This is a genomic window from Nonomuraea harbinensis (assembly GCF_019396385.1).
GTDB classification, from domain to species: Bacteria; Actinomycetota; Actinomycetes; order Streptosporangiales; family Streptosporangiaceae; genus Nonomuraea; species Nonomuraea ferruginea.
Genome location: NZ_JAHKRN010000050.1, coordinates 13,250 through 37,411, shown reverse-complemented (window position 1 = coordinate 37,411; position 24,162 = coordinate 13,250). Strand labels below are relative to the sequence as shown.

The 24,162-nt window shown below is 70.9% G+C and carries 23 protein-coding genes; 12 read left to right on the top strand and 11 right to left on the bottom strand.

The window, feature by feature from the left end; all coding sequences use genetic code 11:
- Positions 1–68: 68 nt before the first annotated feature.
- On the top strand, positions 69–812 hold the full coding sequence (locus KME79_RS35790; RefSeq protein WP_219549729.1) for a GntR family transcriptional regulator: 744 nt from the start codon (positions 69–71) through the stop codon (positions 810–812).
- 138 nt (positions 813–950) lie between these two features.
- Positions 951–1,124 (top strand): hypothetical protein, encoded by a 174-nt coding sequence (locus KME79_RS35785; RefSeq protein ID WP_219549728.1) that lies wholly within the window; start codon positions 951–953, stop codon positions 1,122–1,124.
- Positions 1,125–1,173: 49 nt separating this feature from the next.
- Here the strand turns inward: KME79_RS35785 and KME79_RS35780 are convergent, their stop codons facing one another.
- From KME79_RS35780 to KME79_RS45700, 7 genes are all read right to left on the bottom strand, one after another.
- Positions 1,174–2,181, bottom strand: coding sequence for a TerC family protein (locus KME79_RS35780; protein ID WP_148033364.1), 1,008 nt, complete (start codon positions 2,179–2,181; stop codon positions 1,174–1,176).
- A complete protein-coding gene (locus tag KME79_RS35775) occupies positions 2,178–2,666 on the bottom strand; it encodes a hypothetical protein (RefSeq protein WP_148033365.1) in 489 nt (162 codons plus the stop codon). Before KME79_RS35775 ends, KME79_RS35780 begins: the two co-directional genes overlap by 4 nt.
- Positions 2,666–4,072 (bottom strand): Nramp family divalent metal transporter, encoded by a 1,407-nt coding sequence (locus KME79_RS35770; protein ID WP_148033366.1) that lies wholly within the window; start codon positions 4,070–4,072, stop codon positions 2,666–2,668. The genes KME79_RS35775 and KME79_RS35770 overlap by 1 nt, the downstream gene beginning before the upstream one ends.
- 157 nt (positions 4,073–4,229) lie before the next feature.
- On the bottom strand, positions 4,230–6,362 hold the full coding sequence (locus KME79_RS35765; protein ID WP_219549725.1) for an acetate--CoA ligase family protein: 2,133 nt from the start codon (positions 6,360–6,362) through the stop codon (positions 4,230–4,232).
- Positions 6,362–7,585 (bottom strand): formyl-CoA transferase, encoded by a 1,224-nt coding sequence (gene frc / locus KME79_RS35760; RefSeq protein ID WP_148033368.1) that lies wholly within the window; start codon positions 7,583–7,585, stop codon positions 6,362–6,364. The genes KME79_RS35765 and frc overlap by 1 nt, the downstream gene beginning before the upstream one ends.
- Positions 7,586–7,597: 12 nt before the next feature.
- Complete coding sequence (locus tag KME79_RS35755; protein WP_219549724.1) at positions 7,598–9,262, bottom strand: thiamine pyrophosphate-binding protein; 1,665 nt, start codon at positions 9,260–9,262, stop codon at positions 7,598–7,600.
- Between the two features lie 80 nt (positions 9,263–9,342).
- Complete coding sequence (locus KME79_RS45700) at positions 9,343–10,926, bottom strand: molybdopterin-binding protein (RefSeq protein WP_246640984.1); 1,584 nt, start codon at positions 10,924–10,926, stop codon at positions 9,343–9,345.
- Between the two features lie 74 nt (positions 10,927–11,000).
- Here KME79_RS45700 and KME79_RS35745 point away from each other — a divergent pair, with 74 nt between their 5' ends.
- From KME79_RS35745 to KME79_RS35705, 9 genes are all read left to right on the top strand, one after another.
- Complete coding sequence (locus KME79_RS35745) at positions 11,001–11,978, top strand: 2-dehydropantoate 2-reductase (RefSeq protein WP_148033370.1); 978 nt, start codon at positions 11,001–11,003, stop codon at positions 11,976–11,978.
- A 38-nt stretch (positions 11,979–12,016) separates the two neighbouring features.
- Positions 12,017–13,918 (top strand): molybdopterin oxidoreductase family protein, encoded by a 1,902-nt coding sequence (locus KME79_RS35740; RefSeq protein ID WP_219549723.1) that lies wholly within the window; start codon positions 12,017–12,019, stop codon positions 13,916–13,918.
- A gap of 3 nt (positions 13,919–13,921) precedes the next feature.
- On the top strand, positions 13,922–15,808 hold the full coding sequence (locus KME79_RS35735) for an NAD(P)H-dependent oxidoreductase subunit E (RefSeq protein WP_219549722.1): 1,887 nt from the start codon (positions 13,922–13,924) through the stop codon (positions 15,806–15,808).
- A complete protein-coding gene (locus tag KME79_RS35730; RefSeq protein ID WP_261808883.1) occupies positions 15,808–16,647 on the top strand; it encodes a 2Fe-2S iron-sulfur cluster-binding protein in 840 nt (279 codons plus the stop codon). Before KME79_RS35735 ends, KME79_RS35730 begins: the two co-directional genes overlap by 1 nt.
- Positions 16,640–17,500, top strand: a complete 861-nt coding sequence (gene fdhD / locus KME79_RS35725; RefSeq protein WP_219549721.1) for a formate dehydrogenase accessory sulfurtransferase FdhD — start codon at positions 16,640–16,642, stop codon at positions 17,498–17,500. Before KME79_RS35730 ends, fdhD begins: the two co-directional genes overlap by 8 nt.
- 121 nt (positions 17,501–17,621) lie before the next feature.
- Positions 17,622–18,533 (top strand): metal ABC transporter substrate-binding protein, encoded by a 912-nt coding sequence (locus tag KME79_RS35720; RefSeq protein ID WP_246640983.1) that lies wholly within the window; start codon positions 17,622–17,624, stop codon positions 18,531–18,533.
- Positions 18,530–19,306 carry a metal ABC transporter ATP-binding protein gene (locus tag KME79_RS35715; protein WP_219549719.1) on the top strand — a complete coding sequence of 259 codons (777 nt, stop codon included), beginning with the start codon at positions 18,530–18,532 and terminating at the stop codon, positions 19,304–19,306. Before KME79_RS35720 ends, KME79_RS35715 begins: the two co-directional genes overlap by 4 nt.
- Complete coding sequence (locus KME79_RS35710; RefSeq protein WP_148033376.1) at positions 19,303–20,184, top strand: metal ABC transporter permease; 882 nt, start codon at positions 19,303–19,305, stop codon at positions 20,182–20,184. The genes KME79_RS35715 and KME79_RS35710 overlap by 4 nt, the downstream gene beginning before the upstream one ends.
- Positions 20,181–20,570 carry a Fur family transcriptional regulator gene (locus tag KME79_RS35705; RefSeq protein ID WP_219549718.1) on the top strand — a complete coding sequence of 130 codons (390 nt, stop codon included), beginning with the start codon at positions 20,181–20,183 and terminating at the stop codon, positions 20,568–20,570. The genes KME79_RS35710 and KME79_RS35705 overlap by 4 nt, the downstream gene beginning before the upstream one ends.
- Here the strand turns inward: KME79_RS35705 and KME79_RS35700 are convergent.
- Entirely contained in the window at positions 20,510–21,406 is an 897-nt protein-coding gene (locus tag KME79_RS35700) for a DMT family transporter (RefSeq protein ID WP_308249181.1), read from the bottom strand. The genes KME79_RS35705 and KME79_RS35700 overlap by 61 nt on opposite strands.
- 92 nt (positions 21,407–21,498) lie before the next feature.
- On the opposite strand from KME79_RS35700, the gene KME79_RS35695 reads away from it, so the two are divergent.
- Positions 21,499–22,047, top strand: coding sequence for a CGNR zinc finger domain-containing protein (locus KME79_RS35695; protein WP_148033379.1), 549 nt, complete (start codon positions 21,499–21,501; stop codon positions 22,045–22,047).
- On the opposite strand, the gene KME79_RS35690 is transcribed toward KME79_RS35695, so the two are convergent.
- Genes KME79_RS35690 through recO form a run of 3 tightly spaced genes read right to left on the bottom strand, consistent with a single transcriptional unit; the run spans position 22,023 to position 24,042 of the window.
- Positions 22,023–22,508, bottom strand: coding sequence for a potassium channel family protein (locus tag KME79_RS35690; protein ID WP_219549717.1), 486 nt, complete (start codon positions 22,506–22,508; stop codon positions 22,023–22,025). The two genes, KME79_RS35695 and KME79_RS35690, sit on opposite strands and share 25 nt — an antisense overlap.
- A 29-nt stretch (positions 22,509–22,537) precedes the next feature.
- On the bottom strand, positions 22,538–23,311 hold the full coding sequence (locus tag KME79_RS35685; protein ID WP_148033381.1) for an isoprenyl transferase: 774 nt from the start codon (positions 23,309–23,311) through the stop codon (positions 22,538–22,540).
- The gene (gene recO, locus KME79_RS35680) at positions 23,308–24,042 is read right to left on the bottom strand and encodes a DNA repair protein RecO (protein ID WP_148033382.1); all 735 of its coding nucleotides are present in this window, start codon (positions 24,040–24,042) and stop codon (positions 23,308–23,310) included. Before recO ends, KME79_RS35685 begins: the two co-directional genes overlap by 4 nt.
- Between the last annotated feature and the right edge of the window lie 120 nt (positions 24,043–24,162).

The window sequence follows — 24,162 nt, the reverse complement described above, 5'->3', positions numbered from 1 at the left end:
GAAGGTACGGGGCGGTATGCTGTAGGCAGTCGACCAAAACCATTTCGTCAGCCCCTGGAGTCAGAATCATGTTGCTGTCGGATCAGGCCGGTCGGGCGGCGGCCCCCAAGATCCCCCGCCCCGCCACGCTCCGGGAGAGCGTGATCGAGGCCATCCAGGAGCTCATCGTCTCCGGCCAGCTCAAGCCCGGCCAGCACCTGGTCGAGAGCGAGCTGGCCGAGCTGCTCGGCGTGTCGCGGCAGCCCGTCCGCGAGGCGCTGCAGCAGCTCAGCGGCGAGGGCTGGGTCGACCTGCACCCCGGCCAGGGTGCGTTCGTGCACATCCCGACGATGGAGGAGGCCGACCAGCTGCTCGCGGTCCGCGCGCTGCTGGAGACCGAGTCCGCCAGGCTCGCCGCGCGGCACGCCGGCGAGGACGGGGTGGCCCGGCTGCGCGCCCTGTGCCGGCGCGGCATCGAGGCCGTCCAGTCCGACGACGTGGACGGCGCGGTGGCCACCAACTCCGAGCTGCACGCCCTGGTCACCGAGCTGTCCGGCAACAAGGTGCTGTCCGAGCTGGCCAGCCAGGTCGCCCGCCGCGTGCGGTGGTACCACACGCCCGTGGCCCGGCAGCGCGGCATGGCCTCCTGGGAGGAGCACACCGCCCTGATCGACGCCATCGAGCGCGGCGACCAGGAAAGGGCCGCCCACATCATGCGCGAGCACACCGAGCACACCCGCGCCTCCTACATGGAGCAGCGCGAGAGCGAGCCGGTGGAGCCCGCCCCCAAGCCGGTCCGGCGCCGCCGCCCGCGGACGCCGGCCACCGGTTGACCCGGCGTTCACACCCGGACGCCTATCCCGTAACACCTCGGGCAGAGGATGGGGACGCGGAAGTCGCCCCCGGCACTTCGAGCAGAGGTTTGGGACGATTTTTGTCTGAAACCAGGCGACGAAAGGAGGTGAACAGAGATGAAGAAGCTTGCCCGCTTCCTCCTTGGAGATCCCCTCGGTCAGCCCGCCGACGGCCGGCCGATCGGGATCGGCCTGGCCACCGCGCTCAGGAAGCAGCGTTCCGCCGACGACGCGGAGCGGTTCCTGACCCGGTGGGCCGAGCAGCGCCACGTGCACAAGAGCGTGCGCTGACGGCTGAGGTGCCGCGCACAGGGGTGGCGCCCCCCGCGCGCGGCGCGCCTCAGCGCTCCGAGTCCGAACGCACCGGATCGGACGACGCCGAGTCCTCCTCCAGCGGCTCCCCTGCCGCCTTCGCGTCGCGGGCCGACTTCATCAGGCTCAGCACCGTGGTCACGGCGAGAGTCCCGAGGATGACGCCCAGAGAGACCAGGATCGGGATCTCCGGCGCCCACGACACGCCGTCGTGGTGCATCGCCTCCAAGATGAGTTTGACTCCGATGAAGGCCAGCACCACCGACAGTCCCTTGCTCAGGTAGACCAGCCGGTCGAGCAGGCCGCCGATCAGGAAGAACAGCTGCCGCAGCCCCATGAGGGCGAAGGCGTTGGCGGTGAACACGAGGTAGGGCTCCTTGGTGAGCCCGAAGATGGCCGGGATCGAGTCGAGCGCGAACAGCAGGTCGGTGGTGCCGATGGCGACCATGACGATCAGCATCGGCGTCACCATCCTGCGACCCAGGTGCACGGTGAGCCGGGCGCCGTAGTAGGTGTCCGTGGTCGGGAGCACCCGGCGCACCGCGCGCAGGGCGGCGTTCTCGCTGAACTCGGCCTCGTCCTCCTCGTGCCCGATCAGTTTCCAGGCGGTGTAGACCAGGAAGGCGCCGAAGACGTAGAACAGCCAGTCGAACCTGGCCACGGCCTCGGCGCCGGCGGCGATGAAGGCGCCGCGCATCAACAGGGCCAGGACGATCCCGATGAGCAGCACCTTCTGCCGGTACTGCCGGGGCACCCTGAACCTGCTCATGATCAGAATGAAGACGAACAGGTTGTCGACGCTGAGCGAGTATTCGGTGATCCATCCCGCGAAGAACTCGCCGCCGTGCTGCGCCCCCGAGACGAAGAGCAGCCCGCATCCGAAGGCGATGGCCAGGGCGACGTAGAACGACACCCAGGCCACGCACTCCCGGAAGGAGGGCTCGCGGGGGTTGCGGGCGACGAGGTAGAAGTCCAGCGCGAGCACGATCGCGAAACCGCCGATCGTGGCGAGCCAGACCCAGGCGGGCAGGTTCATCGACGAGCTCCCTTCCTGGTCTGCATGACCTGGGCATGGCGGACGTACAGGCCGAACAGCGCCTCGGCGCGGGGGTTGCCCGCGCGGCGGCGCATCAGCCAGGGCGGCATGACCCGTTCGTGCAGGAAGACGAAGCCGATCGCGAAGCCGAGACTCACCATCGCCTGGAACAGCAGGAAGGTGAGCACGCCGTCGTTCGCCCCGGCCCCGGCGACGCTCTCCTGGAGCAGCCGGGACAGCGGGAAAGCGGCCATCCAGTAGAGCCCGGTGGGGCCGAACGTGCCGGGCCGGAACACGCCGCGTCCGAGCAGCACCCCGTACAGCCCGCCGAAGAAGGCGAGCGGCGCGGACAGTGCGAGCGCGGACTGGGCGGCCAGGCCGGCGGGGACCTCCGCGAGGAGGGTCAGCCCGCCGGCCAGCGCACCGGCGACGGCTCCGATCGTCGCCCCGGGCAGGGCGAGTTCGAGGTCGTCCCGATCGATCATCAACCCACGACCACCCCGAAGGCGAACAGGCTGTAGAACAGCATGCCCAGATAGAACACCGCGCCGAGGCCGATGATCACGTTGGTCCACCACTTCGGCCTGATCGGTTTGGGCAGCATGCGGTTGTTGACCAGCAGCAGCGTCACGCAGTACGCGCCCATCGCGAACGTCGACAGGAACGCCAGCGTGTCCAGGATCCCCTCAGGCCCGTCGGCCGGGCCGAAGAGCAGGATCAGGATGCCGAAGATGATCACGCCCCACAGGAAACCCGCGTACAGGTGCGACATGCGCAGCTTCTTCGCGCCGGGCACGAAGTTGTAGGTCATGTCGGCCTGGCCGCGCGAGAACGAGTCGAAGAGCCCCAGCGTGGCGTTGAGCCCGATCAGCGCGATGAACCCGAGGAAGACGCCGCCGAGCACCGAGCTGCCCGCCGAGGAGACGGCCTCGGACATGGCGCTCAGCGCCACGTCCCGGTCGTCGCCCCGCAGCGCGGTCTGCACCTCGGGGTTCAGCCGCGCCGCCGACTGGGCGATCACCGTGAAGGAGATCGTGACCAGCATGGTGATGCCCCAGAAGAGCGCCAGCGCGTCGAACGTGACCCAGCGCCGCCAGCCCTTCCACTTGGCCATCTCCGCGGGGTCCTCGGTGTCGAACATGAAGCCCCGCGAGGGCATGGCCTCTTCCTCGCCCGCGTGCCGCAGCCCGCGGACCTTCGGGATGTGCGCGCCCATGCCGGCGCCGGAGTCGCGCAGGTGCAGCGTGTACCACATCTGCTGCATGCCCGACGGTCCGGCGAAGGCGCAGGCGCCCACGATGACCGGGAACCACGCCGCTGTCATGGCCTCCTCCGGAAGATAGCCGAAGGCGAACATGCCGGTGATGGTGGTGACCACGTCGTTCCACGAGCCCACCATCGCGGCGACCACGGAGGTGCCGATCACGAGCGTGCCGATGAGCAAGGACAGCACGTTCTCCAGGACGTTGTAGATCACCTTGGCCAGGCTGAAGATCACCCCGACCAGGATGAGCCCGGCTATGGCCGTGACCATCCACGGGATCCCGGTTATCTGCTCGAACGCCGCCGCGCCGGCCGACAGGTGGCCCGGCCAGATGTAGACGAGGACGGCGACGATGAAGAAGAACCACATGATGGGCTTGAACACCCGGGCCGCGCCGGAGAAGATGCTCTCTCCCGTGGCCATGGCGTACCGCGCCATCTCCAGCATCACCACGGCCTGCAGGGTGACGCCGATCAGGAACAGCCACCTGATCTCCGGCCCGAACAGCAGCACGAGCCTGGGCCACATGTAGGACTCGCCCATCCCCACGCCCAGGGCGACGAGGAAGACGGTGGGCCCCAGGATGTGCACCGAGGGAGGCGCATCGGGGAGTTTCCTGATGGGCATCGGCTCAAGCCGGCCCGCTTTCCATACTCGTTTGTCCTCATCCGGCGGCGCAGACGTCGCCGGGGTGTTGGATGTGTCCACCTACGGACCTCCTGGGGGGTTGGTTGTTCTCCTGCGCTGCCCCGATCGCCCCCTCGCCAGGTGATGAGCTCGGCTCTTAGCTCAGCAGCCCGGCCGCTCTTGCCCAGCGGTACTTGGCGCCCAGCACCGCCACCGGCTTCTCGGTCGTGTAGGGGTACGCGACCACGCCGTGCTCGAACAGGTACTCCGACGCCTCCTCGACCTCGGTGTCTCCGGCAAGCGAAGCCACGACGGGCTTGACGTTGCCCTTCTCCCGCTCCTCCGCCACGACGCGGGCGATCAGCTCCGCGAAGACCATCGGCGGGGTCACGATGGTGTGCCAGTAACCCAGCACGAGCGCGTGGATCCGGTCGTCGGCCAGACCGAGCCGGACCGTGTTCTGGTAGGTCGACGGCGGCTCGCCGCCGGTGATGTCGACCGGGTTGCCGGCCGCCCCGAACGGCGGGATGAAGGCGCGGAACGCCTCGTCCAGGTCCGGCGGGATGTCCATCAGCGTCAGCCCGGCGTCCACGCAGGCGTCCGAGAGGAGGACCCCGGAACCGCCCGCCCCGGTGATGATGACGACGTTCTCGCCCTTGGGCGCGGGCAGGATCGGCAGCGCCCGCGCGTACTCGAGCATGTCGTTGAGCCCGGGCGCGCGCACCACTCCGGCCTGCCGCAGGATGTCGTCGTACACCTTGTCGTCGCCCGCCAGCGCCCCCGTGTGGGAGCCGGCGGCCCGCGCGCCCATGGCGGTGCGCCCCGCCTTGAGCACGATGACCGGCTTCTCCTTGACGACCCGGCGGGCCGCGTCGACGAAGCCGCGGCCGTCCTTGAGGTCCTCCAGGTGCATGGCGACGGCCTTGGTGTTGTCGTCCTGCTCGAAGAACGTCAGCAGGTCGTCCTCGTCCACGTCGGCCTTGTTGCCGACGCCGACGATCGCCGACACGCCCATCTTGGTGGTCCGGCTGAAGCCCAGGATGGCCATGCCGATGCCGCCGCTCTGCGAGGTCAGCGCCACGCTGCCCTTGACGTCGTACGGGGTGCAGAACGTCGCGCAGAGGTTCTCCGGCGTGTAGTAGTAGCCGTAGATGTTGGGGCCGAGCATCCGCACGCCGTGCCGCCTGGCGATCTCCACGATCTCCTGCTGGCCCTCGACGTTGCCGGTCTCGGCGAACCCCGACGGGATCATGATCGCGCCGGCCACTCCCTTGCGCCCGGCGTCCTCCAGCGCGGCCGGGACGAACTTGGCGGGGATGGCGAACACGGCCACGTCCACGTCGTGCGGCACGTCGGAGATGCTCTGGTACGCGGGCAGCCCCATGATCTCGGGGGCCTTGGGGTTGATCGGGAAGATCCTGCCCTGGTAGCCGCCGTTGATGAGGTTGCGCATGACCGAGTTGCCGATCTTGCCGTCCTCGGCGGAGGCGCCGATCACGGCCACCGAGCGCGGCTTGAAGATCCGCGTCATCTGCCGCAGGATCTCCTCCCTCGGCAGCCGGTCGGGCTCCCTGGCCGGCTCGCCGATGATGATGCGCACGTCCGCGGCGACCGCCCCGCGCGCGTCGGCGAAGACCGGGTTGAGGTCCACCTCGGCGATCTCGGGGAAGTCCGTGACGAGCCTGCTCACGCGTTCGATCAGTTCCGCCAGCGCCTTGCGGTCGGCCGGCTCCGCGCCGCGTGCCCCACGCAGCACCTCAGCCGCTTTGATGTCGTCCAGCATCCCCAGCGCCTCATCACCCGAAACCGGGGCAAGCCGGAAGGTGACGTCCTTGAGCACCTCGACCAGGACACCGCCGAGACCGAACGCGACGACCTTGCCGAAGGTGGGGTCGGTGACCGCACCCACGATGACCTCGTGGCCGCCGCCGACGAGCTGCTGCACCTGGACGCCGTCGATGCGGGCGTCGGGGTCGTACGCCCGCGCGTTGGCCAGGATCTCGTCGAAGCCCTCCCGTACCTCCTCGGCCGTCCTCACCCCGACCAGCACGCCGCCTGCGTCGGTCTTGTGCAGGATGTCCGGTGAGACGATCTTCAGGACGACCGGGAAGCCGATCGCGGCCGCCAGTTCGGCGGCCTGCCCCGCCGAGGTGGCCAGGCCCTCCCCGGGGGTGGCGATCCCGTACGCCTGGCAGATGCCGCGCCCCTCGGGGGCGGTCAGTGCCGTGCGGCCCTCGGCCAGCGCCTTGTCCAGCACGTCCCTGACCGCGCCGCGCGCCCCTTGCTCCACTAGATGACTCCGTTCGTCTTGAGCTCGGCCAGCTCGTCGGCGCTCACGCCCAGCTCGCCGTAGATCTCCTGGTTGTGCTCGCCGAGCAGGGGCGACGTCCTGACCTCCACCGGGGAGTCGGACAGCTGCAGCGGGCTGCCGACGGTGAGGAACTCGCCCCGCTCCGGGTGGTCGACCGCGACGACCATGCCCTCCTCGCGCAGCGACTCGTCCTCGATCAGCTCCTTGGTGGACAGGATCGGCCCGCACGGCACGTTGGCCGCGTTCAGCTTGTCGAGGACCGTCCACTTGTCGTGCCTGATCGTCCACTCCTCGATGAGCTGGAACATCTTGTCCAGCTTGGGCAGCCGCGCCTCGGGCGTGGCCCACTCGGGGTCGTCGGCCAGCTCGGCGCGGCCGATGATCTCCGAGATGGGCTTCCAGCCGACCGGCTGGACGATCACGTAGATGTAGTCGTTCGGCCCGCCGGGCGCGCAGCGCACCGCCCAGCCGGGCTGGCCGCCGCCGCTGGCGTTGCCGGAGCGGGGCACCTCGTCGCCGAAGGTCTTGTTCGGGTACTCGCGCAGCGGGCCGTGCGCCAGCCGCTGCTGGTCGCGGAGCTTGACCCGGGCGAGGTTCAGCACCGCGTGCTGCATGGCCACCTGCACCCGCTGGCCCCGGTCCGTGGTCTGGCGCTGGTAGAGCGCGGCCAGGATGCCGGCGACGGCGTGGATGCCGGTGCCGGAGTCGCCGATCTGCGCGCCGGTGGCCAGCGGCGGGCCGTCCTCGAAGCCGGTGGTGGTCATCGAGCCGCCCATCGCCTGGGCGATCACCTCGTACGCCTTGAACGCGCGGTAGCGGCCGGGGCCGAAGCCCTTGATGGAGGCGTAGATCAGGCGCGGGTTGAGCTCCTGGAGCCGCTCCCAGGTGAAGCCCATCCGGTCGACGGCGCCGGGGCCGAAGTTCTCCACCAGGACGTCGGACTGCTTCACCAGCTCGGTGAAGATCTCCTTGCCGCGCTCGGACTTCATGTTGAGCGTGATGCTGCGCTTGTTGCAGTTCAGCATCGTGAAGTAGAGGCTGTCGACGCCGGGCAGGTCACGCAGCTGCTGCCGGGTGATGTCGCCGGTGATGGACTCCAGCTTGACCACGTCGGCGCCCAGCCAGGCGAGCAGCTGGGTGGCGGACGGGCCCGACTGGACATGGGTCATGTCGAGGACGCGGACACCTTCGAGTGCCTTCATGTTCGGACCTGCCTACTTGTACATGGTCTGGTTCATGGTTCCCGGGGCGTACACGTCGGGATCGACCCAGACGTTGATGAGCGACGGCTTGCCGGACTCCCGGGCCCGCTCCAGCGCGGGGCGGATGTCGGCCGGGTCGCGGACCTCCTCGCCGTGGCCGCCGAGCAGCTTGGCGAACTCGCCGTAGCGGACGTCGCCCAGCGTGTTGCCGACGCGGGCGCGGTCCTCGCCGTACTTGGCGGCCTGGCCGTACCTGATCTGGTTCATGGACGAGTTGTTGCCGATCACGCCGATGAACGGCAGGTCGAAGCGGACCATGGTCTCGAAGTCCCAGCCGGTGAGGCTGAAGGCGCCGTCGCCGAAGAGGCAGAGCACCTCCTTGTCCGGGCGGGCCTTCTTGGCGGCCATCGCGAACGCCATGCCGACGCCGAGCGTCCCGAGCGGGCCCGGGTCCATCCAGTGGCCGGGCGACTTGGGCTGCACGACCTGGCCGGAGAAGGTGACGATGTCGCCGCCGTCGCCGATGTAGATGGTGTCCTCGGTGAGGAACTCGTTGATCTCGTGGACCAGCCGGTACGGGTCGATGGGCTGGGCGTCGGAGAGCTGGCGGGGCAGCCGCTTCTCGTACGCCTGGGTCTCGACCGCGCGCAGCTCCTCGATCCACTCCTTGCGGCGGGCGGCGCCGTTCTCCACCCGCCCGCCGGCCGCCTGCGCCGCGGCCGACAGGATGAGGCCGGGGTCGCCGACGATACCGAGGTCGATGTCGCGGTTCTTGCCGACGGTGCGGTAGTCGAGGTCGATCTGGACGACCTTGGCGGTGGGCGACAAGCGCTTGCCGTAGCCCATGCGGAAGTCGAACGGGGTGCCGACGATGATGATCAGGTCGGCCTCGGTGAAGGCGTAGCGGCGGCTGAGCTGGAAGTGCATCGGGTCGCCCGGCGGCAGCGTGCCGCGCGCCGAGCCGTTCATGTAGGCCGGGACGTCGAGGCCGCGCACGAAGTCGATCGCCGCGTCGGTGGCCCGGCAGGTCTGCACCTGGCTGCCGAGCAGGATCGCCGGCTTCTCCGCGTGCGCCAGCATGTCGGCCAGGCGCTCGATCGACTCCGGGTCGCCGGCCTGGCGGGTGGAGGCCCGGTAGTTCTTCGGGATCCTGGCCTTGTCGAGCGGCACCTTGGCGTCCAGCACGTCACGCGGGATCTCCAGGAACGACGGCCCCGGCGCGCCGTGATAGCACTCGCGGAAGGCCATCGACACCAGGTCGGCCACCCGTTCCGTGGTCGGCACCGTGGCCGCGAACTTGGTGATCGGGGCCATCATGTCGACGTGGGGCAGGTCCTGCAGCGAGCCCATCTTGTGCTGGCTCAGCGCGCCCTGGCCGCCGATCAGCAGCATCGGGCTCTCGGCCCTGAAGGCGTTGGCCACGCCGGTCACCGCGTCGGTCGTGCCCGGCCCCGCGGTGACGACCGCGCAACCGGGCTTGCCGGTGATGCGGGCGTAACCGTCGGCGGCGTGCGCGGCCACCTGCTCGTGTCGTACGTCGATGACCTCGATGCCCTCATCGACACAACCGTCGTAGATGTCGATGATGTGGCCGCCGCAGAGCGTGTAGATCACTTCCACGCCCTCGGCCTTGAGCGCTTTGGCTACCAGATGACCGCCAGAGATCGTTTCCGACATCGTGCACCCTTTCCGGCGACTGTCTATCGCATACTGCATACCGTATGAAGGCAATGGTTACCCTCTCCTCACCGAGCTGTCTAGCCCCCAGTGGGCAACTCGATCAGCTCGACCTGCTCCCCCGACCACCCCGGCGGCACCACCGCCAGGGCCTCGGCCAGCGCCGCTCCCCACAACGACCCCGGCCTGTCGTGCCCCACGGGAATCGCGCCCCGGCCCGACCTGAGCACCGGAACCAGCCGGGTGTCCCGCTCGTGCGCCCGCACCGCCCCCGCCAGCGCGCTGCTCTCCCGCCGCACCCCTGCCCCCCGCATCCCCCGCAGTACGGGAACGAGCAGCGTCATGGCGGCGGCCAGCGCCGCGAACGGGTTCCCCGGCAGGCCCACCACGAGCGTCCCCCCGGGCAGGCGGGCGAGCAGCTGCGGATGCCCCGGCCGCACCGCCACCCCGTCCACGAGCACCTCCGCCCCCAACTCCCCCAGCACCCCCCGCAAATGATCAGCCGGCCCCCGCGACGACGCCCCACAAACCACCACCACCTCCACCCCACCTCCCTCCCCGGAACGGGCCAGGAGGTCCTCTCGGGCTTCACGACCCTCATCAGCAAGAACCCGCAGGTCTTCGCAGGACGGAAGTCCCTCCCGCGGCGGGGACTCCTCACCGGAACGGACCCGAAGGTCCTCTCGGGGCGGACGGCCCTCATCGGGAAAAAGCCGCAAGTCTTCGCGGGGCGGAAGTCCCTCCCGGGGAGGGAAGCCCTCCGGGGGCGGGGACTTCTCGCCGGAACGGAACCGGAGGTCTTCTCGGAGCTGGGGGTTCTTTCCGGGAGAGAACCCCTCTCGCGAAGGCTCCTCGCCTCGGGGTTCGGGAGAAGATCCTTCTCGGGGTGGGGGGTTCTCGCCGGGGCGGGAGCTGAGGTGTTCTTGGGGGTTCTGTCTGGGGTGGGGTGGCGGGGCAAAGGCTGACAGGGCTGTGTGGAGGGGGGCGGCGCCGTCGGGGAGGCGGCTGTGGGAGGTGAGGCGTCCTCCGGCCCAGTCGATCAGTCCCGGGAGGAACGGGCCGATGGCGTCGCGGACCCGGCCCGGTCCTGGGAGGCCGTGGTCGACCACCTCGTCGCCGGTCACCAGCACCGCGACGGACGGCACTGGCCGTACGGTGAGGATGTCGTGACCCAGCGCGGCGGCGAGCCCGGCGACGACAGGCGTCACGACGGCCCCGGCCCCGAGCACGACGGCGCCCTCGGCGATGTCCTCGCCCCGCCGCCGGATGTGCCGCCCGGCCTCGATCCGCCCGTCCACCCACGAGCCGCCCGACGCCCGCTCGTACGGGAGCACCGACTCGGACCCCGGCGGCACCGGGGCGCCCGTGGCGATCTCCACCGCCTCACCAGGCCACAGCGCGTCCCCGTACGGGAGACCTCCCGCGAGGACCCGGCCCACCACGCGCCAGGGCGGCGCCCCCGCCACCGCGTACCCGTCCATCGCCGACACGTCCGAGCCGGGCACCGCCACCAGGGCACGCAGCGGCCCAGCGAGGCGGCAGCCGAGCGCCCGGGAGAGGGGCAGGTCAGCCGGGGGCAGCGGACGGGCGGAGCGGGCCGCGAGGTCGCGGGCGGCCGGCCACGAGAGCGCGCGCACGGCGGCCTCATGTCGAACAACGGTCATCGACGTGCTCCTTGACCCGAATTTTTCCATACTGTATACCGAATGCAAATCCGACGCGAGAACGGAGCGAGAGCATGAAGGTCGCTGTTCTTGGCGCCGGCGCCATCGGCGCGTATGTGGGGGCCGCCCTCCACAGGGCGGGAGTCGAGGTCCACCTCATCGCGAGAGGGCCGCACCTCGAGGCCATACGCAAGTCCGGTGTGATGGTGCTCAGCCCCCGGGGCGATTTCGTCGCCCACCCCCATGCCACCGACGACCCGTCCGAGGTCGGCCCGGTGGACCACGTCTTCCTGGGCCTCAAGGCGAACCACTACGCCGCCTCGGGCCCCATGATCAAGCCGCTGCTGCACGAGGCCACGAGCGTCATCGCCGCGCAGAACGGCATCCCGTGGTGGTACTTCCACGGGCTCAAGGGCCCTTACGAGGGCTACCGCATCGAGAGCGTCGACCCGGGGGGCACGGTCACCGCCGCGCTCCCCCTGCACAGGGCTGTCGGATGTGTCGTCTACGCGGCCACCGAGATCGAGCGGCCCGGAGTCATCCGTCACTACGAGGGCACCCGCTTCTCCATCGGGGAACCGAGCGGCGAGCCGACCGCGCGCTGCGCGGAGTTCAGCGAGGCCATGGTGGCGGGCGGGCTGAAGTGCCCGGTGGAGACGGATCTGCGCAGGGACGTGTGGATCAAGCTCATGGGCAACATCGCCTTCAACCCGATCAGCGCGCTGGCCCGGGCCACGATGGCCGGGATCTGCCGCCACGACGGCGCGCGGGAGCTGGTCAGATCGATGATGACCGAGACGGTGGACGTGGCCAGGCGGGTCGGCTGCGATCCCGGGATCTCGATCGAGCGCCGCCTGCGCGGAGCGGAGAAGGCCGGCGAGCACAAGACCTCCACCCTCCAGGACCTGGAGAAGGGCAAACCGCTGGAGCTCGACGTGCTGCTCGCGGCGGTGGTCGAGCTGGCCGATCTCACCGGGGCCGACGTGCCCACGCTGCGCGCCATCCACGCGGTGAGCGACCTGCTCAACGAGAACCTTGTCCGTGCGGTCTGAGGACACATACCGTAGCCTGTATACAGAATGGAGGGATCATGAGCTATGACCGCCTGACCCATCCACTGGTGCGCGAGGACGGCGTGCTGCGCAGGGCGACCTGGGAAGAGGCGCTCGACCGCGCCGCCGAGGGTTTCCGCCGCAACGTCGCCGAGCACGGCCCCGACAGCTTCGCCATGCTGTCGTGCGCCCGTTCGACGAACGAGATGAACTACGTGGGCCAGAAGTTCACCCGCGTGGTCATCGGCACCAACAACGTGGACTCCTGCAACCGCACCTGTCACGCGCCCAGCGTGGCGGGGCTCTCCGCGGTGTTCGGCAGTGGCGGCGGCACCTCCTCATACCAGGAGGTCGAGGACACCGACGTGATCGTGATGTGGGGCTCGGCGGCCCGGAACGCGCATCCGATCTTCTTCCAGCACGTCTTGAAGGGCATACACAACGGCGCCCGGATGTTCGCCGTGGATCCACGGCGCACCGGCACCGCGCAGTGGGCGGACCTGTGGCTGGGCCTGAACGTGGGCACCGACATCCCGCTCGCCCACGCCATAGCCCGCGAGATCATCCACGCCGGGCTGCACAACGAGGCGTTCATCGAGCGCGCCACGACCGGCTTCGAGGAGTTCCGCGCGTCGGTCGAGCCGTGGACGCTCGGCGTGGCCGAGCAGGTCACCGGCGTGCCCGCGGACGCGATCAGGGAGCTGGCGCACGCCTACGCCCGCGCCGACCGCGCCCAGCTCTGCTGGACGCTCGGCATCACCGAGCACCACAACGCCACCGACAACGTCCGCGCGCTGATCAACCTCAGCCTGCTGACCGGCCACGTCGGCCGCTACGGCTCCGGCCTGTCGCCGCTGCGCGGCCAGAACAACGTGCAGGGCGGCGGCGACATGGGCGCCATCCCCAACCGGCTGCCGGGCTTCCAGGACATCCTGGACCCGGAGATCCGGGCCTCCTTCGAGCGGGCGTGGGGGGCGCCGATCCAGCCGAAGTATGGCCACAACCTCACCGAGATGCTGGAGGCGATGGCCGAGGGCCACGTCACCACCTGCTATCTCATCGGTGAGAATCCGGTGCAGTCCGAGGCCGACTCGCTGGCCTGCATCAAGCGCCTGTCCATGCTCGACCACCTCGTCGTGCAGGACATCTTCCTCACCAAGACCGCCCAGATGGCCCACGTGGTGCTGCCCGCCAGCGCCGCGTGGTGCGAGGCCGACGGCACGTTCACCAACAGCGAGCGGCGGGTGCAACGGGTGCGCAAGGCGCTCGATCCACCGGGCGAGGCCCGCGACGACATCGAGATCCTCTGCCAGCTGGCCCGCAGGCTGGGCCACGACTGGAGTTACGACGGCGCCGAGCAGGTCTGGGACGAGCTGCGCTCGGTCTCCCCCGTGCACCACGGCATGACCTACCGGCGGCTGGACGAGCACCAGGGCATCCAGTGGCCGTGCTTCTCCGAGGACACGCTGGAGCCGCCGTACCTGCACGCGCGGCTGTGGGAGACCGACCCGGTCAAGCGCGGCATGCCCGCCGCGTTCGCGGTGCTGCGCCACTCGCCGCCGGTCGACCTGCTGGACGAGGAGTACCCGCTCCGCCTCACCACCGGGCGCAGGCTCGACTCGTACAACACGGGTGTGCAGTCCTCGGGGTTCGCCTCGCCGCTGCGGCGCGGGGAGACGATCGACATGTGCCCGGAGGACGCCGAGCGGCTCGGCCTCGTGGCCGGTGAGGAGGTGCGCATCACCTCGCGCCGGGCCTCGGTGGTCGCGCCCGTGTACATCGACCCCGCCCTGCGGCCGGGGCTGGTGTTCATGACGTTCCACTTCCCGGACGAGGTCGACGTCAACTCGCTGACCATCGAGGCCACCTGTCCCATCGCGGGCACCGCCGAGTTCAAGGCGGCCGCCGTACGCGTCGAGAAGCTCGTCAAGGTCGGGTGAGCGATGGACCTGCGATTCCGTGACGCGGAGCCGACGGCCGAGGAGCGCGAGGCGGTCGACGCGCTGCTCGGGCCGCCCGCCTCCGCCTGGGACGGCGGCGAGCGGACCGCGACCGACCTGCGGGTCGCGGCCCGCGCCGAGAGCTCCCGCGACCTGCTGCTGCCGGCCCTGCACGCGGTCAACGACCGGGTGGGGTGGATCAGCGAGGGCGCGCTCGACTACATCTGCCGCCGCCTCACCGTGCCGCCCGCCGAGGCGTACGGGGTGGCGACCTTCTACTCGCTGCTCTCCGTGCAACCGCGCCCGCCCCGGGTGCTGCACGTCTGCACCGACCTCGCCTGCCACGCCAAGGGCGCGGACGCGGTACGGCGGCGCGTCGAGGAGCGGCTCGGCCCGCCCGGCGAGTCCTGGCAGCCGAGCCCGTGCCTCGGCCTGTGCGAGCGCGCCCCGGCGGCCCTCGCCCTGGAGGCGGGCGACCCGCCCACGGCCGACGTGTACGGGCCGGTCCTCCCGGAGACGATCGGGGACGGAATCTGGACGGGCTTGCCCGGCCCGGACGGCGTCCCGCTCAACGGCTCCTCCAGCACGACCTCCAACGGCACGGCCGCCTCCGACGGGCCGCGCGCCAGGCAGACGGGGGACGCCGGGGAGCCTCCCGCCGAGGCCGCCGTGCCCCAGGCCGGGCAGGACGGGCTCGTCCTGCTACGCCGCATCGGCGTGGCGGACCCGGCGAGCCTGGACGACTACCGGGCCAACGGCGGGTACGCCGCGCTGCGCCGGGCCTTCCGGCTCGGCCCCGCCGGGGTGATCCGCGAGGTGCTGGAGTCGGGGCTGGTCGGCCGGGGCGGCGCGGCCTTCCCGACGGGCCGCAAGTGGGACGCCGCCGCACGCCAGCCCGACCACCCGCACTACCTGGTGTGCAACGCCGACGAGAGCGAGCCGGGCACCTTCAAGGATCGCGTGATCATGGAGGGCGACCCGTACGCGCTCGTCGAGGCCATGACGATCGCCGCCTACGCCACCGGCTGCGCCAAGGGCTACCTCTACATCAGGGGCGAGTACCCGAGGGCCGTCAGGAGGCTGGAGCACGCGATCGCCACCGCCCGCGCCAGGGGCCTGCTCGGCGCCGGCATCCTCGGCCACGACTTCGACTTCGACATCGAGCTGAGAAGAGGCGCGGGCGCGTACATCTGCGGCGAGGAGACCGCGATCTTCAACTCCATCGAGGGCTTCCGCGGCGAGCCGCGCAGCAAGCCGCCGTTCCCGGTGGAGAAGGGCCTGTTCGGCAAGCCCACGGTGGTCAACAACGTGGAGACGCTGGTCAACGTGCTGCCGATCCTGGAGCACGGCGCCCAGGCGTACGCCGCGACCGGCACCGGGTCCTCGACCGGCACGAAGCTGTTCTGCGTGTCCGGCGGCGTCGCCCGGCCCGGCATCTACGAGCTGCCGTTCGGCGCGACGCTCCGCGAGCTGATGGACCTGGCGGGCCCGGTGGGCGAGACGCGGGCGGTGCTCCTCGGCGGCGCGGCCGGGGCGTTCGTGACCGATCCCGACATCCCGCTGACGTTCGAGGGCACCAGGCAGGCGGGCGCCACGCTGGGCTCCGGCGTGGTGCTCGTGCTGGACGACAGCGTGGACCTCAAGGCGATCCTGCTGCGCATCGCCGAGTTCTTCCGTGACGAGTCGTGCGGGCAGTGCGTGCCCTGCCGGGTCGGCACCGTACGGCAGGAGGAGGCGCTGCACCGCCTGTCGGAGCGGGTGGACGAGCGGGACCTGCTGCTGCTGCGCGAGGTCGGGCAGACCATGCGGGACGCCTCGATCTGCGGGCTCGGCCAGACCGCCTGGAACGCCGTGGAATCAGCCATCGACCGCTTGGGGGTGTACCGGTGATCCCGCTGCAGCCGCCTCGGCGGCTCGTCGACGTCGAGATCGACGGCGAGAACGTCCGCGTGCCTGAAGGCTCGACGATCCTGGACGCCTGCGCGGCGGCGGGCAAGGACGTCCCGACTCTCTGCTACGGCGACACGCTCACCCCGAAGAACGCCTGCCGGGTGTGCGTCGTCGAGGTGGAGGGCTCGCGGACGCTCGCCCCCGCCTGCTCCAGGAAGGTGGAGCCGGGCATGACGGTCGGCACCGACACCGAGCGCACCCGCCACAGCCGCAAGGTCGTGCTGGAACTGCTCGGCTCGTCGGTCGACCTGTCCACGACGCCGCGGGCGGCCGAGTGGATCGAGGAGTACGGCGCCGAACCCGGCCGGTTCGGCGACGACGCCGCCACCGTCGAGCAGCCCGCCAAGGTCGACAACGAGCTGTACGTGCGCGACTACGGCAAATGCATCCTCTGCTACAAGTGCGTCGACGCGTGCGGCGAGCAGTGGCAGAACTCGTTCGCCATCGGCGTGGCCGGCCGGGGCTTCGACGCGACGATCTCCACCGAGTTCGACGCGCCGCTCACCGACTCGGCCTGCGTCTACTGCGGCAACTGCGTGGAGGTGTGCCCCACCGGGGCGCTGTCGTTCAAGACCGAGTTCGACATGCGGGCCGAGGGCACCTGGGACGAGTCGCGGCAGACCGAGACCACGACGATCTGCAGCTACTGCGGGGTCGGCTGCAACCTGACCCTGCACGTACAGGACAACAAGATCGTGAAGGTGACGTCGCCGCACGACAACCCGGTCACCCATGGCAATCTCTGCGTCAAGGGACGGTTCGGGTTCGGCTATGTCTAGGGTCTCCGTCAAGCGCCGCATCCTGCGCATCAGGGACGCCGCCCCGACGCGCAGGATCGACTCGCTCGCCGCGGAGGAGCCGCTGGAGATCCGGCTCGACGGAACCCCGCTGACCGTCACCATGCGGACCCCGGGCGACGACTTCGACCTGGCCGCCGGTTTCCTCGTCAGCGAGGGGGCCGTCGGCTCGGCGGACGACATCGCCACGATCCGCTACTGCGCGGGCGCGACCGCGGACGGTCAGAACACCTACAACGTCCTGGACGTGCGGCTCGCGCCGGGCGTCCAGGCCCCGGCCCCGCGCAACTTCTACACCACCTCCTCCTGCGGGGTCTGCGGCAAGGCCTCGCTGGAGGCGGTGCGCACCGTCGCCCGCTGGGCCGCGCACGACGACCCCGTCGAACTCGGCCGGGCGACCGTGGCGGCCCTGCCCGGCAGGCTGCGCGCGGCCCAGCGGGTCTTCGACCGGACCGGCGGGCTGCACGCCGCCGGTCTGTTCACCGCCGAGGGCGAGCCGCTCTGCGTCCGCGAGGACGTGGGCCGGCACAACGCGGTGGACAAGCTCCTGGGCTGGGCGCTCAGGAACGGGCGGCTGCCGTTGCGGGGCACCGTCCTGATGGTGTCCGGCCGGGCCTCCTTCGAGCTGGTGCAGAAGGCGGTGATGGGGGGCGTTCCGGTGCTCGCCGCGGTGTCCGCCCCGTCCTCCCTCGCGGCCGAGCTGGCCGCCGAGGAGGGCCTGACGCTCATCGGGTTCCTGCGCGGGGACTCGATGAACGTCTACGCGGGCGAACAGCGGCTGGACCTCACCTCGGGTGCCGGCTACGGCTCAGCCGGCGTACCTCCCCCGAGGTGATGGCGGGATGCCGTGCGGAAGGCCTGGCCCCCAGCCGCCGTCCGGCATCCCAAGCCATCGACTTTGACAACCATTTTCATTCCCCGGCATACTGACTCACATGATGTCAGGACATTCCCGTATGCGGGTCGCTGGGGCGCTCGCGGGCGCGACGTTGCTGGCCACGACCGCGTGCGGCGCCGACGCCGGGACCGGCGCGGCCACCGGAGACACTCCGCAGGTGGTCGCCGCCTTCTATCCGCTGCAGTGGATCACCGAGCAGGTCGGCGGCTCCGACGTCCAGGTGTCGAGCCTGACCACTCCCGGTGTCGAGCCGCACGACATGGAGCTGGGCGCCCACCAGATGGCCCAGCTGGAGGACGCGGCGCTCACCGTCTACATCAAGGGCGTGCAGCCCGCGGTGGACGAGGCCGTCGCGCCCGACACGGCGTTCGACGCCGCCACCGCCGTCCGGACGATCCCGGCGGGCGGGCACGACGAGCACGAGCACGAGGAAGGCGAGGAGGCCCACGACCACGAGGTCTCCTACGATCCGCACCTGTGGCTCGACCCGTCCAGGTTCGCCGCCGTCGCCACGGAGCTGGGCGAGCGGCTGGCCGCCGCGGACCCCGCGCACGCGCAGGCGTTCAAGGACCGCGCCGCCAAGACCGCCGCCTCGCTCACCGCGCTGGACGAGGAGTTTAGCAAGGGCCTGGCCACCTGCTCGACGCGCACGATGGTCACCGCGCACGAGGCGTTCGGCTATCTGGCCGACCGTTACAAGCTGGAGCAGGTGGGCATCACGCTCGACCCCGAGTCCGAGCCCTCGCCCGCCCGGCTGGCCGAGGTGGCCGAGCTGGCCAAGCGCGAGAAGGTGACCACGATCTTCACCGAGGCGCTGGTCAGCCCCAAGGTGGCCGAGGTGCTGGCCGGCGAGGTCGGCGCGAAGACGGCGGTGCTCGACCCGCTGGAGAGCGCGCCTTCCGGCAATTACGCGTCCGCGATGCGCGACAATCTGAGGACATTGCAGACGGCCCTGGGGTGCACCACATGAGCGAGACCGCGTTCGCGATGACCGGCGGGCGGGTCGCGCTCGACGGCCGGCCTGTGCTGGCGGGCGTCGACCTGACCGTCCGCGAGGGCGAGGTCGTGGCCATCATGGGCGCCAACGGCTCGGGCAAGTCGACGCTCGTGCGCGCGCTGCTCGGGCTCACGCCGCTGTCCGGCGGCACGACCCTGCTCTACGGCTCACCGCCCGCGCGGTTCCGCCACTGGTGGCGCATCGGCTACGTGCCGCAGCGCCTGGCGATCGGCGGCGGCGTGCCCGCCACCGTACGGGAGGTCGTCACCTCCGGCCGGGTCGCCCGGCGGCGCAGGCTGAGCCCCTACCGTCAGGAGGACAGGGAGGCCGTGGCCCGCGCTCTGGAGGCGGTGGGGCTGTCCGACCGGGCCGGCGACTCGGCGCAGGCCCTGTCCGGAGGCCAGCAGCAGCGGGTGCTCATCGCCCGCGCGCTGGCCGGGGAGCCCGACACCTACGTGATGGACGAACCGACCGCCGGCGTCGACGCCGGGACCCAGCGGCTGCTCGCCGACACGCTCGCCCGCCTGGTGTCCGCCGGGAAGACCATCGTCCTGGTCGCGCACGAGCTGGGCCCGCTGGAGCCGCTCATCACGCGCGGCGTGGTGGTCCGGGAGGGCCGCATCGCCCATGACGGGCCGCCCCCCGAGCCGGAGGGCGACTGCGCCAGACCGGGTCACGAGCACGTGCACCCGCACGCCGCCGAAGCCGCCGCGGGCCCGCTCCGCGGCTGGCAGGGAGAACCATGATCGACCTGAGCCTGCTCGACAAGCAGTTCTTCCAGCTCGCGCTGATCGCCGCCCTGCTGGTGGGGCTCTGCGCGCCCGCCGTGGGCACGTTCATCGTGCAGCGCAGGCTGGCCCTGCTCGGCGACGGCATCGGCCACGTGGCGCTGACCGGCGTCGCGCTCGGCTTCCTGACCGGCACCGCCCCGGTGCTGACGGCCGTCGTGGTGGCGATCGCGGGGGCTCTCGCCATCGAGCTGGTCAGGGCGCGCGGCCGCACGAGCGGCGACGTGGCGCTGGCGCTGCTGTTCTACGGCGGCATCGCGGGCGGCGTCATGCTCATGGGCATCGCGCCCGGCGGCAGCAACGCCAAGCTCAACTCCTACCTGTTCGGCGCCATCGCCAGCGTCACGACCGAGGACATCTGGGTCATCGGCGGCCTGGCCGTGCTGGTGCTCGGGGTGGTCACGGTCTTCGGCAGGGAGCTGTTCGTGCTCTGCCAGGACGAGGAGATGGCCAGGGCCAGTGGGCTGCCGGTGCGCTTCCTCAGCGTGCTGGTCGCGGTCACGGCCGCGCTGACCGTGGTCATCGCCATGCGGGTGGTCGGCCTGCTGCTGGTCAGCGCGCTCATGGTGATCCCGGTGGCGACCAGCCAGCAGCTCACCAGAGGGTTCCGCACGACAATGCTGCTGGCCATGGTGTTCGGCGTGGTGGCGTCGGTGGGCGGGCTGCTCGCCTCGACCGCCTCCACGCGGGTGCCGCCGGGGGCGGCCATCGTCCTTCTCGCCCTGGCCGGCTTCGTCCTGGCCCTCGGTGTCGGTAGATTCGTACGTCAAGGCCGATCCCAGGAGTCGAACGTGAGCCAGCAGGCAGGCAGCGTCCGCGTCAAGGAGGTCAGATGACCTCCAGGCGGCAGGCCGTCCACGAAACCCTGCGTCAGAGCGAGGGGTTCCGCAGCGCCCAGGACGTCTATACGGAGATGCGCCAGCACGGCGCGAAGATCGGGCTGACCACGGTCTACCGCGCGCTGCAGACGCTGGCCGACCACGGCAAGGTCGACGTGCTGCGCAACGACGAAGGCGAGTCGGTCTACCGCGCGTGCGCCACCGGCGAGCACCACCACCATCTGGTCTGCCGCCGCTGCGGCCACACCGTCGAGGTGGCGGGCCCCGCCGTGGAGCGCTGGGCCGAGACCATCGGCGCCGACCACGGCTTCACCGAGATCACTCACACCGTCGAGGTCTTCGGCACCTGCTCGTCCTGCTCCAAGCCGCCGGAGGCGGGCTGATCGCGACGTGACCCCCACAGCACGCCCAGCACGACCACCGCGCAGCCCGCGAGCTGCAGCGCCGACGGACGCTCGCCGAGCACGGCCGCCGACAGGCCGACCGTCGTCATCGGCTGGACGAGCAGCAGCAGCGCGGTCAGCGCGGCGGGCTGGCGGGGCAGCGAGTACGTGATGAGCGACCAGCCGAGCACCTGCGGCCCGAGCGCGAGCACCAGCAGCCAGCCGTGCTCGGGCCAGCTGACGGTGAGGTCGGCGCCGCCGAAGACCGGGCTGAGCGCCGTCATGGCGAGCGTGGCCACGACGGTGGCGTGCGCGAGCGGCGCCGCCGAGCGGTCGGAGGCGCTCTTCATGAGCAGCAGGAAGGCCGCGTACGAGAGCGACGTGGCGACGCCGGTGACCACCCCGAGCACCGGGTCGACGCCGTACGCGGCCCGGTCGAACACGCCGGAGATCAGCACGACGCCGCCGAACACCACCGGGGTGGCCGCCATCAGGGCGCGCGACGGCCGCTCACGGAAGATCGCCCAGGCGGCGAACGCCACGATGAACACCTGGAGGTTGCCGAGCACGGTGGCCAGCCCGGCGCCCACGTACGCGATCGAGTGGTGCCAGAACAACAGGTCGAGCGCGAACATCAGGCCCGCGACCCACGCCAGCAGGCGGGGCCTGCCCCTGAACGGCCCGCGCCGGCGCCGCTCCAGCGTGGCGAGCACGATCAGGGGCGGGATCGCGTACGCGCACCGGAAGATCGCCGAGGTCGCCGGCGCCACGTCGGCGAGCCGGACGAGCGGCCCGGAGGTGGAAATGATCAGAGCGCCTGCGATCGCGATCAGCACGATTCGGCGGTGTGAACTCATCGGAAATCCCAGGCCCCCCGTGGGAGAGATACGCTGCGACCACGCTAGAACCGGCCCCGACAGGAGTCAACATGCCCTTTGGCCATGACATGCAGCATTCCCTGGGCACCGTCGTCGAGCTCGTCAACACCTCCCCGTCGACGGGCGGCGAAGACCGGCTCGCCACTCTGACCGAGCTGCAGTCCTTCGTCGAAGGGCGGCAGGTCAGCGGTCTGGGCGGGCTCACCGCGCGTGATCTGGGCCAGGTCCGGATGATACGGGAGGCGTTCTACCGCGTCTTCACCGCGGCCGACCAGCCGACGGCGGTGCGCCTGCTCAACGGGCTGCTCTCCGAGACGCGCATAACGCCGCGCCTGACCGAGCACGACGGCCATCCGCTGCACGTCCACTACTTCGCCCCGGACGCCACGCTGGCCGAGCACCTGGCCGCCGACTGCGGCGTCGCCCTGGCCCACCTGCTGGTGGAGGACGAGTGGGAGCGGCTCCGCACCTGCGCGGCGCCCGACTGCGAGCACGTCTTCGTCGACGAGTCGCGCAACCGCAGCCGCGTCTACTGCGACAGCCGCACCTGCGGCAACCGCATGCACGTCGCCGCCTACCGCGCCCGCCGCCGCGCCTGACCCGCCTTGAGCTTGCCGGTCAGCAGGGTCGCGGCGGTGGCGAGCACGATGAGGTTGAACGCCATCTGCACCAGCACCAGCCCTCTGGCCAGCTGACCCTGCGCGTGCACGTCGCCGAAACCGACGGTGGCCAGCGTGGAGACCGCGAAGTAGAGCGCGTCCGTCCTGGTCTCCAGGCCCGCGAACTCCCCCTCCCGCCAGTAGGCCACGTTGTAGTCGGCGAGCGCGAACAGCACCACGCCCGCCACGGTGATCAGCGCCAGCGTGGCCGGGGTCAGCCCGCCCTCGTCGCCGGCCGACTGCTGCCTGGCCTCCCTCACGACGCTCCAGCACACCAGGGCGAGACCGGCGATCACGCAGGCCACCCGCAGGAACCGCACCCAGTCGGGCTGGTCCTCCTGCAGGGGCACCACGTAGTAGGCCGCGATGATCAGCGCGGTGTGCCAGGCGAGTCGCCGCATGCGGGAAGAGTTCCCCGCGCGGGGAACGGTTAGACCGGGTTGGGCAGAGCTCCGCCGTAACGCCGGTCGCGCTTGGCGTAGATCTCGCACGCCTCCCACAGGTCCCTGCGGTCGAAGTCGGGCCAGAGCCGGTCGAGGAAGACCATCTCCGCGTAGGCCGACTGCCACAGCAGGAAGTTGGAGAAGCGCTGCTCGCCCGACGAGCGCACGAACAGGTCGACGGCCGGGATCTCGGGCTCGTCGAGATAGCGGGCGAAGACCTTCTCGTCGACCTTGGACCGCTTGACCCGGCCCGCCTGGAGGTCGTCGGCCAGCCTGAGTGCCGCGTCGACGATCTCGGCCTGGCCGCCGTAGTTGACGCAGAACTGCAGCGTCAGCTTGCGGTTGGCCCGGGTCATCTCCTCGGCGGACTGCAGCTCGGAGATCACGCTCTTCCACAGCCGGCCCGGCCTGCCCGCCCAGCGCACCCGCACGCCCATCGCGTGCAGCTCGTCGCGGCGGCGGCGGATCACGTCGCGGTTGAAGCCCATGAGGAAGCGCACCTCGTCGGGCGAGCGCTTCCAGTTCTCCGTCGAGAACGCGTAGGCGCTCAGGTAGGGGATGCCCAGCTCCAGAGCGCCCTCGATGACGTCGAACAGCGACGACTCCCCCGCTTTGTGCCCCTCGGTGCGGGGCAGCCCGCGGGCCTTGGCCCACCGGCCGTTGCCGTCCATGACGATGGCCACGTGGCGGGGCACCAGCTCACGCGGGATCGGCGGCGGGGTCGCGCCGGACGGATGGGGTGTCGGCGGGCGGACGTTCAAACGGGCTCCCTTTCTACGTGGCGGAGCGAGCGTATCCCGTGTTCGAGGTGCCATTGCAGATAGGCGGCGACCAGGCCGCTGCACTCGCTGCGGTGTCGCTGCTCGGACGCGTCGGCCGTCGCCCAGTCGCCGCGCAGCAGCGCCGTCATCAGGCCGATCGTCTCACCGGCGGGCACCGCCGCGCCGGCGGGCCGGCACGCCCCGCACACCACGCCGCCCGCCACGATGGCGAACGCCCGGATCGCGGGCGCCCGGCACTTGGCGCACGCCTCCAGCGCGGGCGCGTATCCGGCGACGGCCAGCGAGCGCAGGAAATAGGCGTCGAGCACCAGCCGGGGTTCGTGATCGCCCTCGCCGAGCGTGCGCAGCCCGCCCACCAGCAGCAGGAACTGCCGCAGGGCCGGCTCCTTCTCGCCGTGGGTCAGCCGGTCGGCGGTCTCCAGCATCGCGGTGCCGGCGGTGTAGCGCGGGTAGTCGCTCGCCAGCGCCTCGCCGTACGGCCTGATCGTCTCCGCCTGGGTGACGACGTCGAGCGTGCGGCCGGTGTGGAGCTGGAGGTCGACGTGGGTGAACGGCTCCAGCCTCGCCCCGAAGCGCGAGGTGGTGCGGCGCACCCCCTTGGCGACGGCCCGGATCTTGCCGGTGCGCTTGGCCAGAACCGTGACGATGCGATCGGCCTCGCCGAGCTTCTGCGTGCGCAGGACCACGCCCTCGTCACGATAGAGACTCACCCGGCCATCCTACGGTCGTATCAAAGTGACGACACTTCGTGCTACTCCCATGGCGGTGTGACACGCCTTTCCGCAACCGTCACTAGACTTTGACGCCTGTTCCGCATTGCCCACTGTTCA

What these genes read in the sequence shown, in the direction of transcription:
- frc (WP_148033368.1), bottom strand. Translation starts at nt 7,585, where the DNA reads ATGAAGGCACTCGAAGGTGTCCGCGTCCTCGACATGACCCATGTCCAG.
- KME79_RS35755 (WP_219549724.1), bottom strand. Translation starts at nt 9,262, where the DNA reads ATGTCGGAAACGATCTCTGGCGGTCATCTGGTAGCCAAAGCGCTCAAG.
- KME79_RS35780 (WP_148033364.1), bottom strand. Translation starts at nt 2,181, where the DNA reads ATGAACCTGCCCGCCTGGGTCTGGCTCGCCACGATCGGCGGTTTCGCG.
- KME79_RS35745 (WP_148033370.1), top strand. Translation starts at nt 11,001, where the DNA reads ATGAAGGTCGCTGTTCTTGGCGCCGGCGCCATCGGCGCGTATGTGGGG.
- KME79_RS35790 (WP_219549729.1), top strand. Translation starts at nt 69, where the DNA reads ATGTTGCTGTCGGATCAGGCCGGTCGGGCGGCGGCCCCCAAGATCCCC.
- KME79_RS35735 (WP_219549722.1), top strand. Translation starts at nt 13,922, where the DNA reads ATGGACCTGCGATTCCGTGACGCGGAGCCGACGGCCGAGGAGCGCGAG.
- KME79_RS35710 (WP_148033376.1), top strand. Translation starts at nt 19,303, where the DNA reads ATGATCGACCTGAGCCTGCTCGACAAGCAGTTCTTCCAGCTCGCGCTG.
- KME79_RS35720 (WP_246640983.1), top strand. Translation starts at nt 17,622, where the DNA reads ATGCGGGTCGCTGGGGCGCTCGCGGGCGCGACGTTGCTGGCCACGACC.
- KME79_RS35740 (WP_219549723.1), top strand. Translation starts at nt 12,017, where the DNA reads ATGAGCTATGACCGCCTGACCCATCCACTGGTGCGCGAGGACGGCGTG.
- KME79_RS35695 (WP_148033379.1), top strand. Translation starts at nt 21,499, where the DNA reads ATGCCCTTTGGCCATGACATGCAGCATTCCCTGGGCACCGTCGTCGAG.
- KME79_RS45700 (WP_246640984.1), bottom strand. Translation starts at nt 10,926, where the DNA reads ATGACCGTTGTTCGACATGAGGCCGCCGTGCGCGCGCTCTCGTGGCCG.
- KME79_RS35690 (WP_219549717.1), bottom strand. Translation starts at nt 22,508, where the DNA reads ATGCGGCGACTCGCCTGGCACACCGCGCTGATCATCGCGGCCTACTAC.
- KME79_RS35705 (WP_219549718.1), top strand. Translation starts at nt 20,181, where the DNA reads ATGACCTCCAGGCGGCAGGCCGTCCACGAAACCCTGCGTCAGAGCGAG.
- KME79_RS35775 (WP_148033365.1), bottom strand. Translation starts at nt 2,666, where the DNA reads ATGATCGATCGGGACGACCTCGAACTCGCCCTGCCCGGGGCGACGATC.
- KME79_RS35715 (WP_219549719.1), top strand. Translation starts at nt 18,530, where the DNA reads ATGAGCGAGACCGCGTTCGCGATGACCGGCGGGCGGGTCGCGCTCGAC.
- KME79_RS35770 (WP_148033366.1), bottom strand. Translation starts at nt 4,072, where the DNA reads ATGCCCATCAGGAAACTCCCCGATGCGCCTCCCTCGGTGCACATCCTG.
- KME79_RS35785 (WP_219549728.1), top strand. Translation starts at nt 951, where the DNA reads ATGAAGAAGCTTGCCCGCTTCCTCCTTGGAGATCCCCTCGGTCAGCCC.
- fdhD (WP_219549721.1), top strand. Translation starts at nt 16,640, where the DNA reads ATGTCTAGGGTCTCCGTCAAGCGCCGCATCCTGCGCATCAGGGACGCC.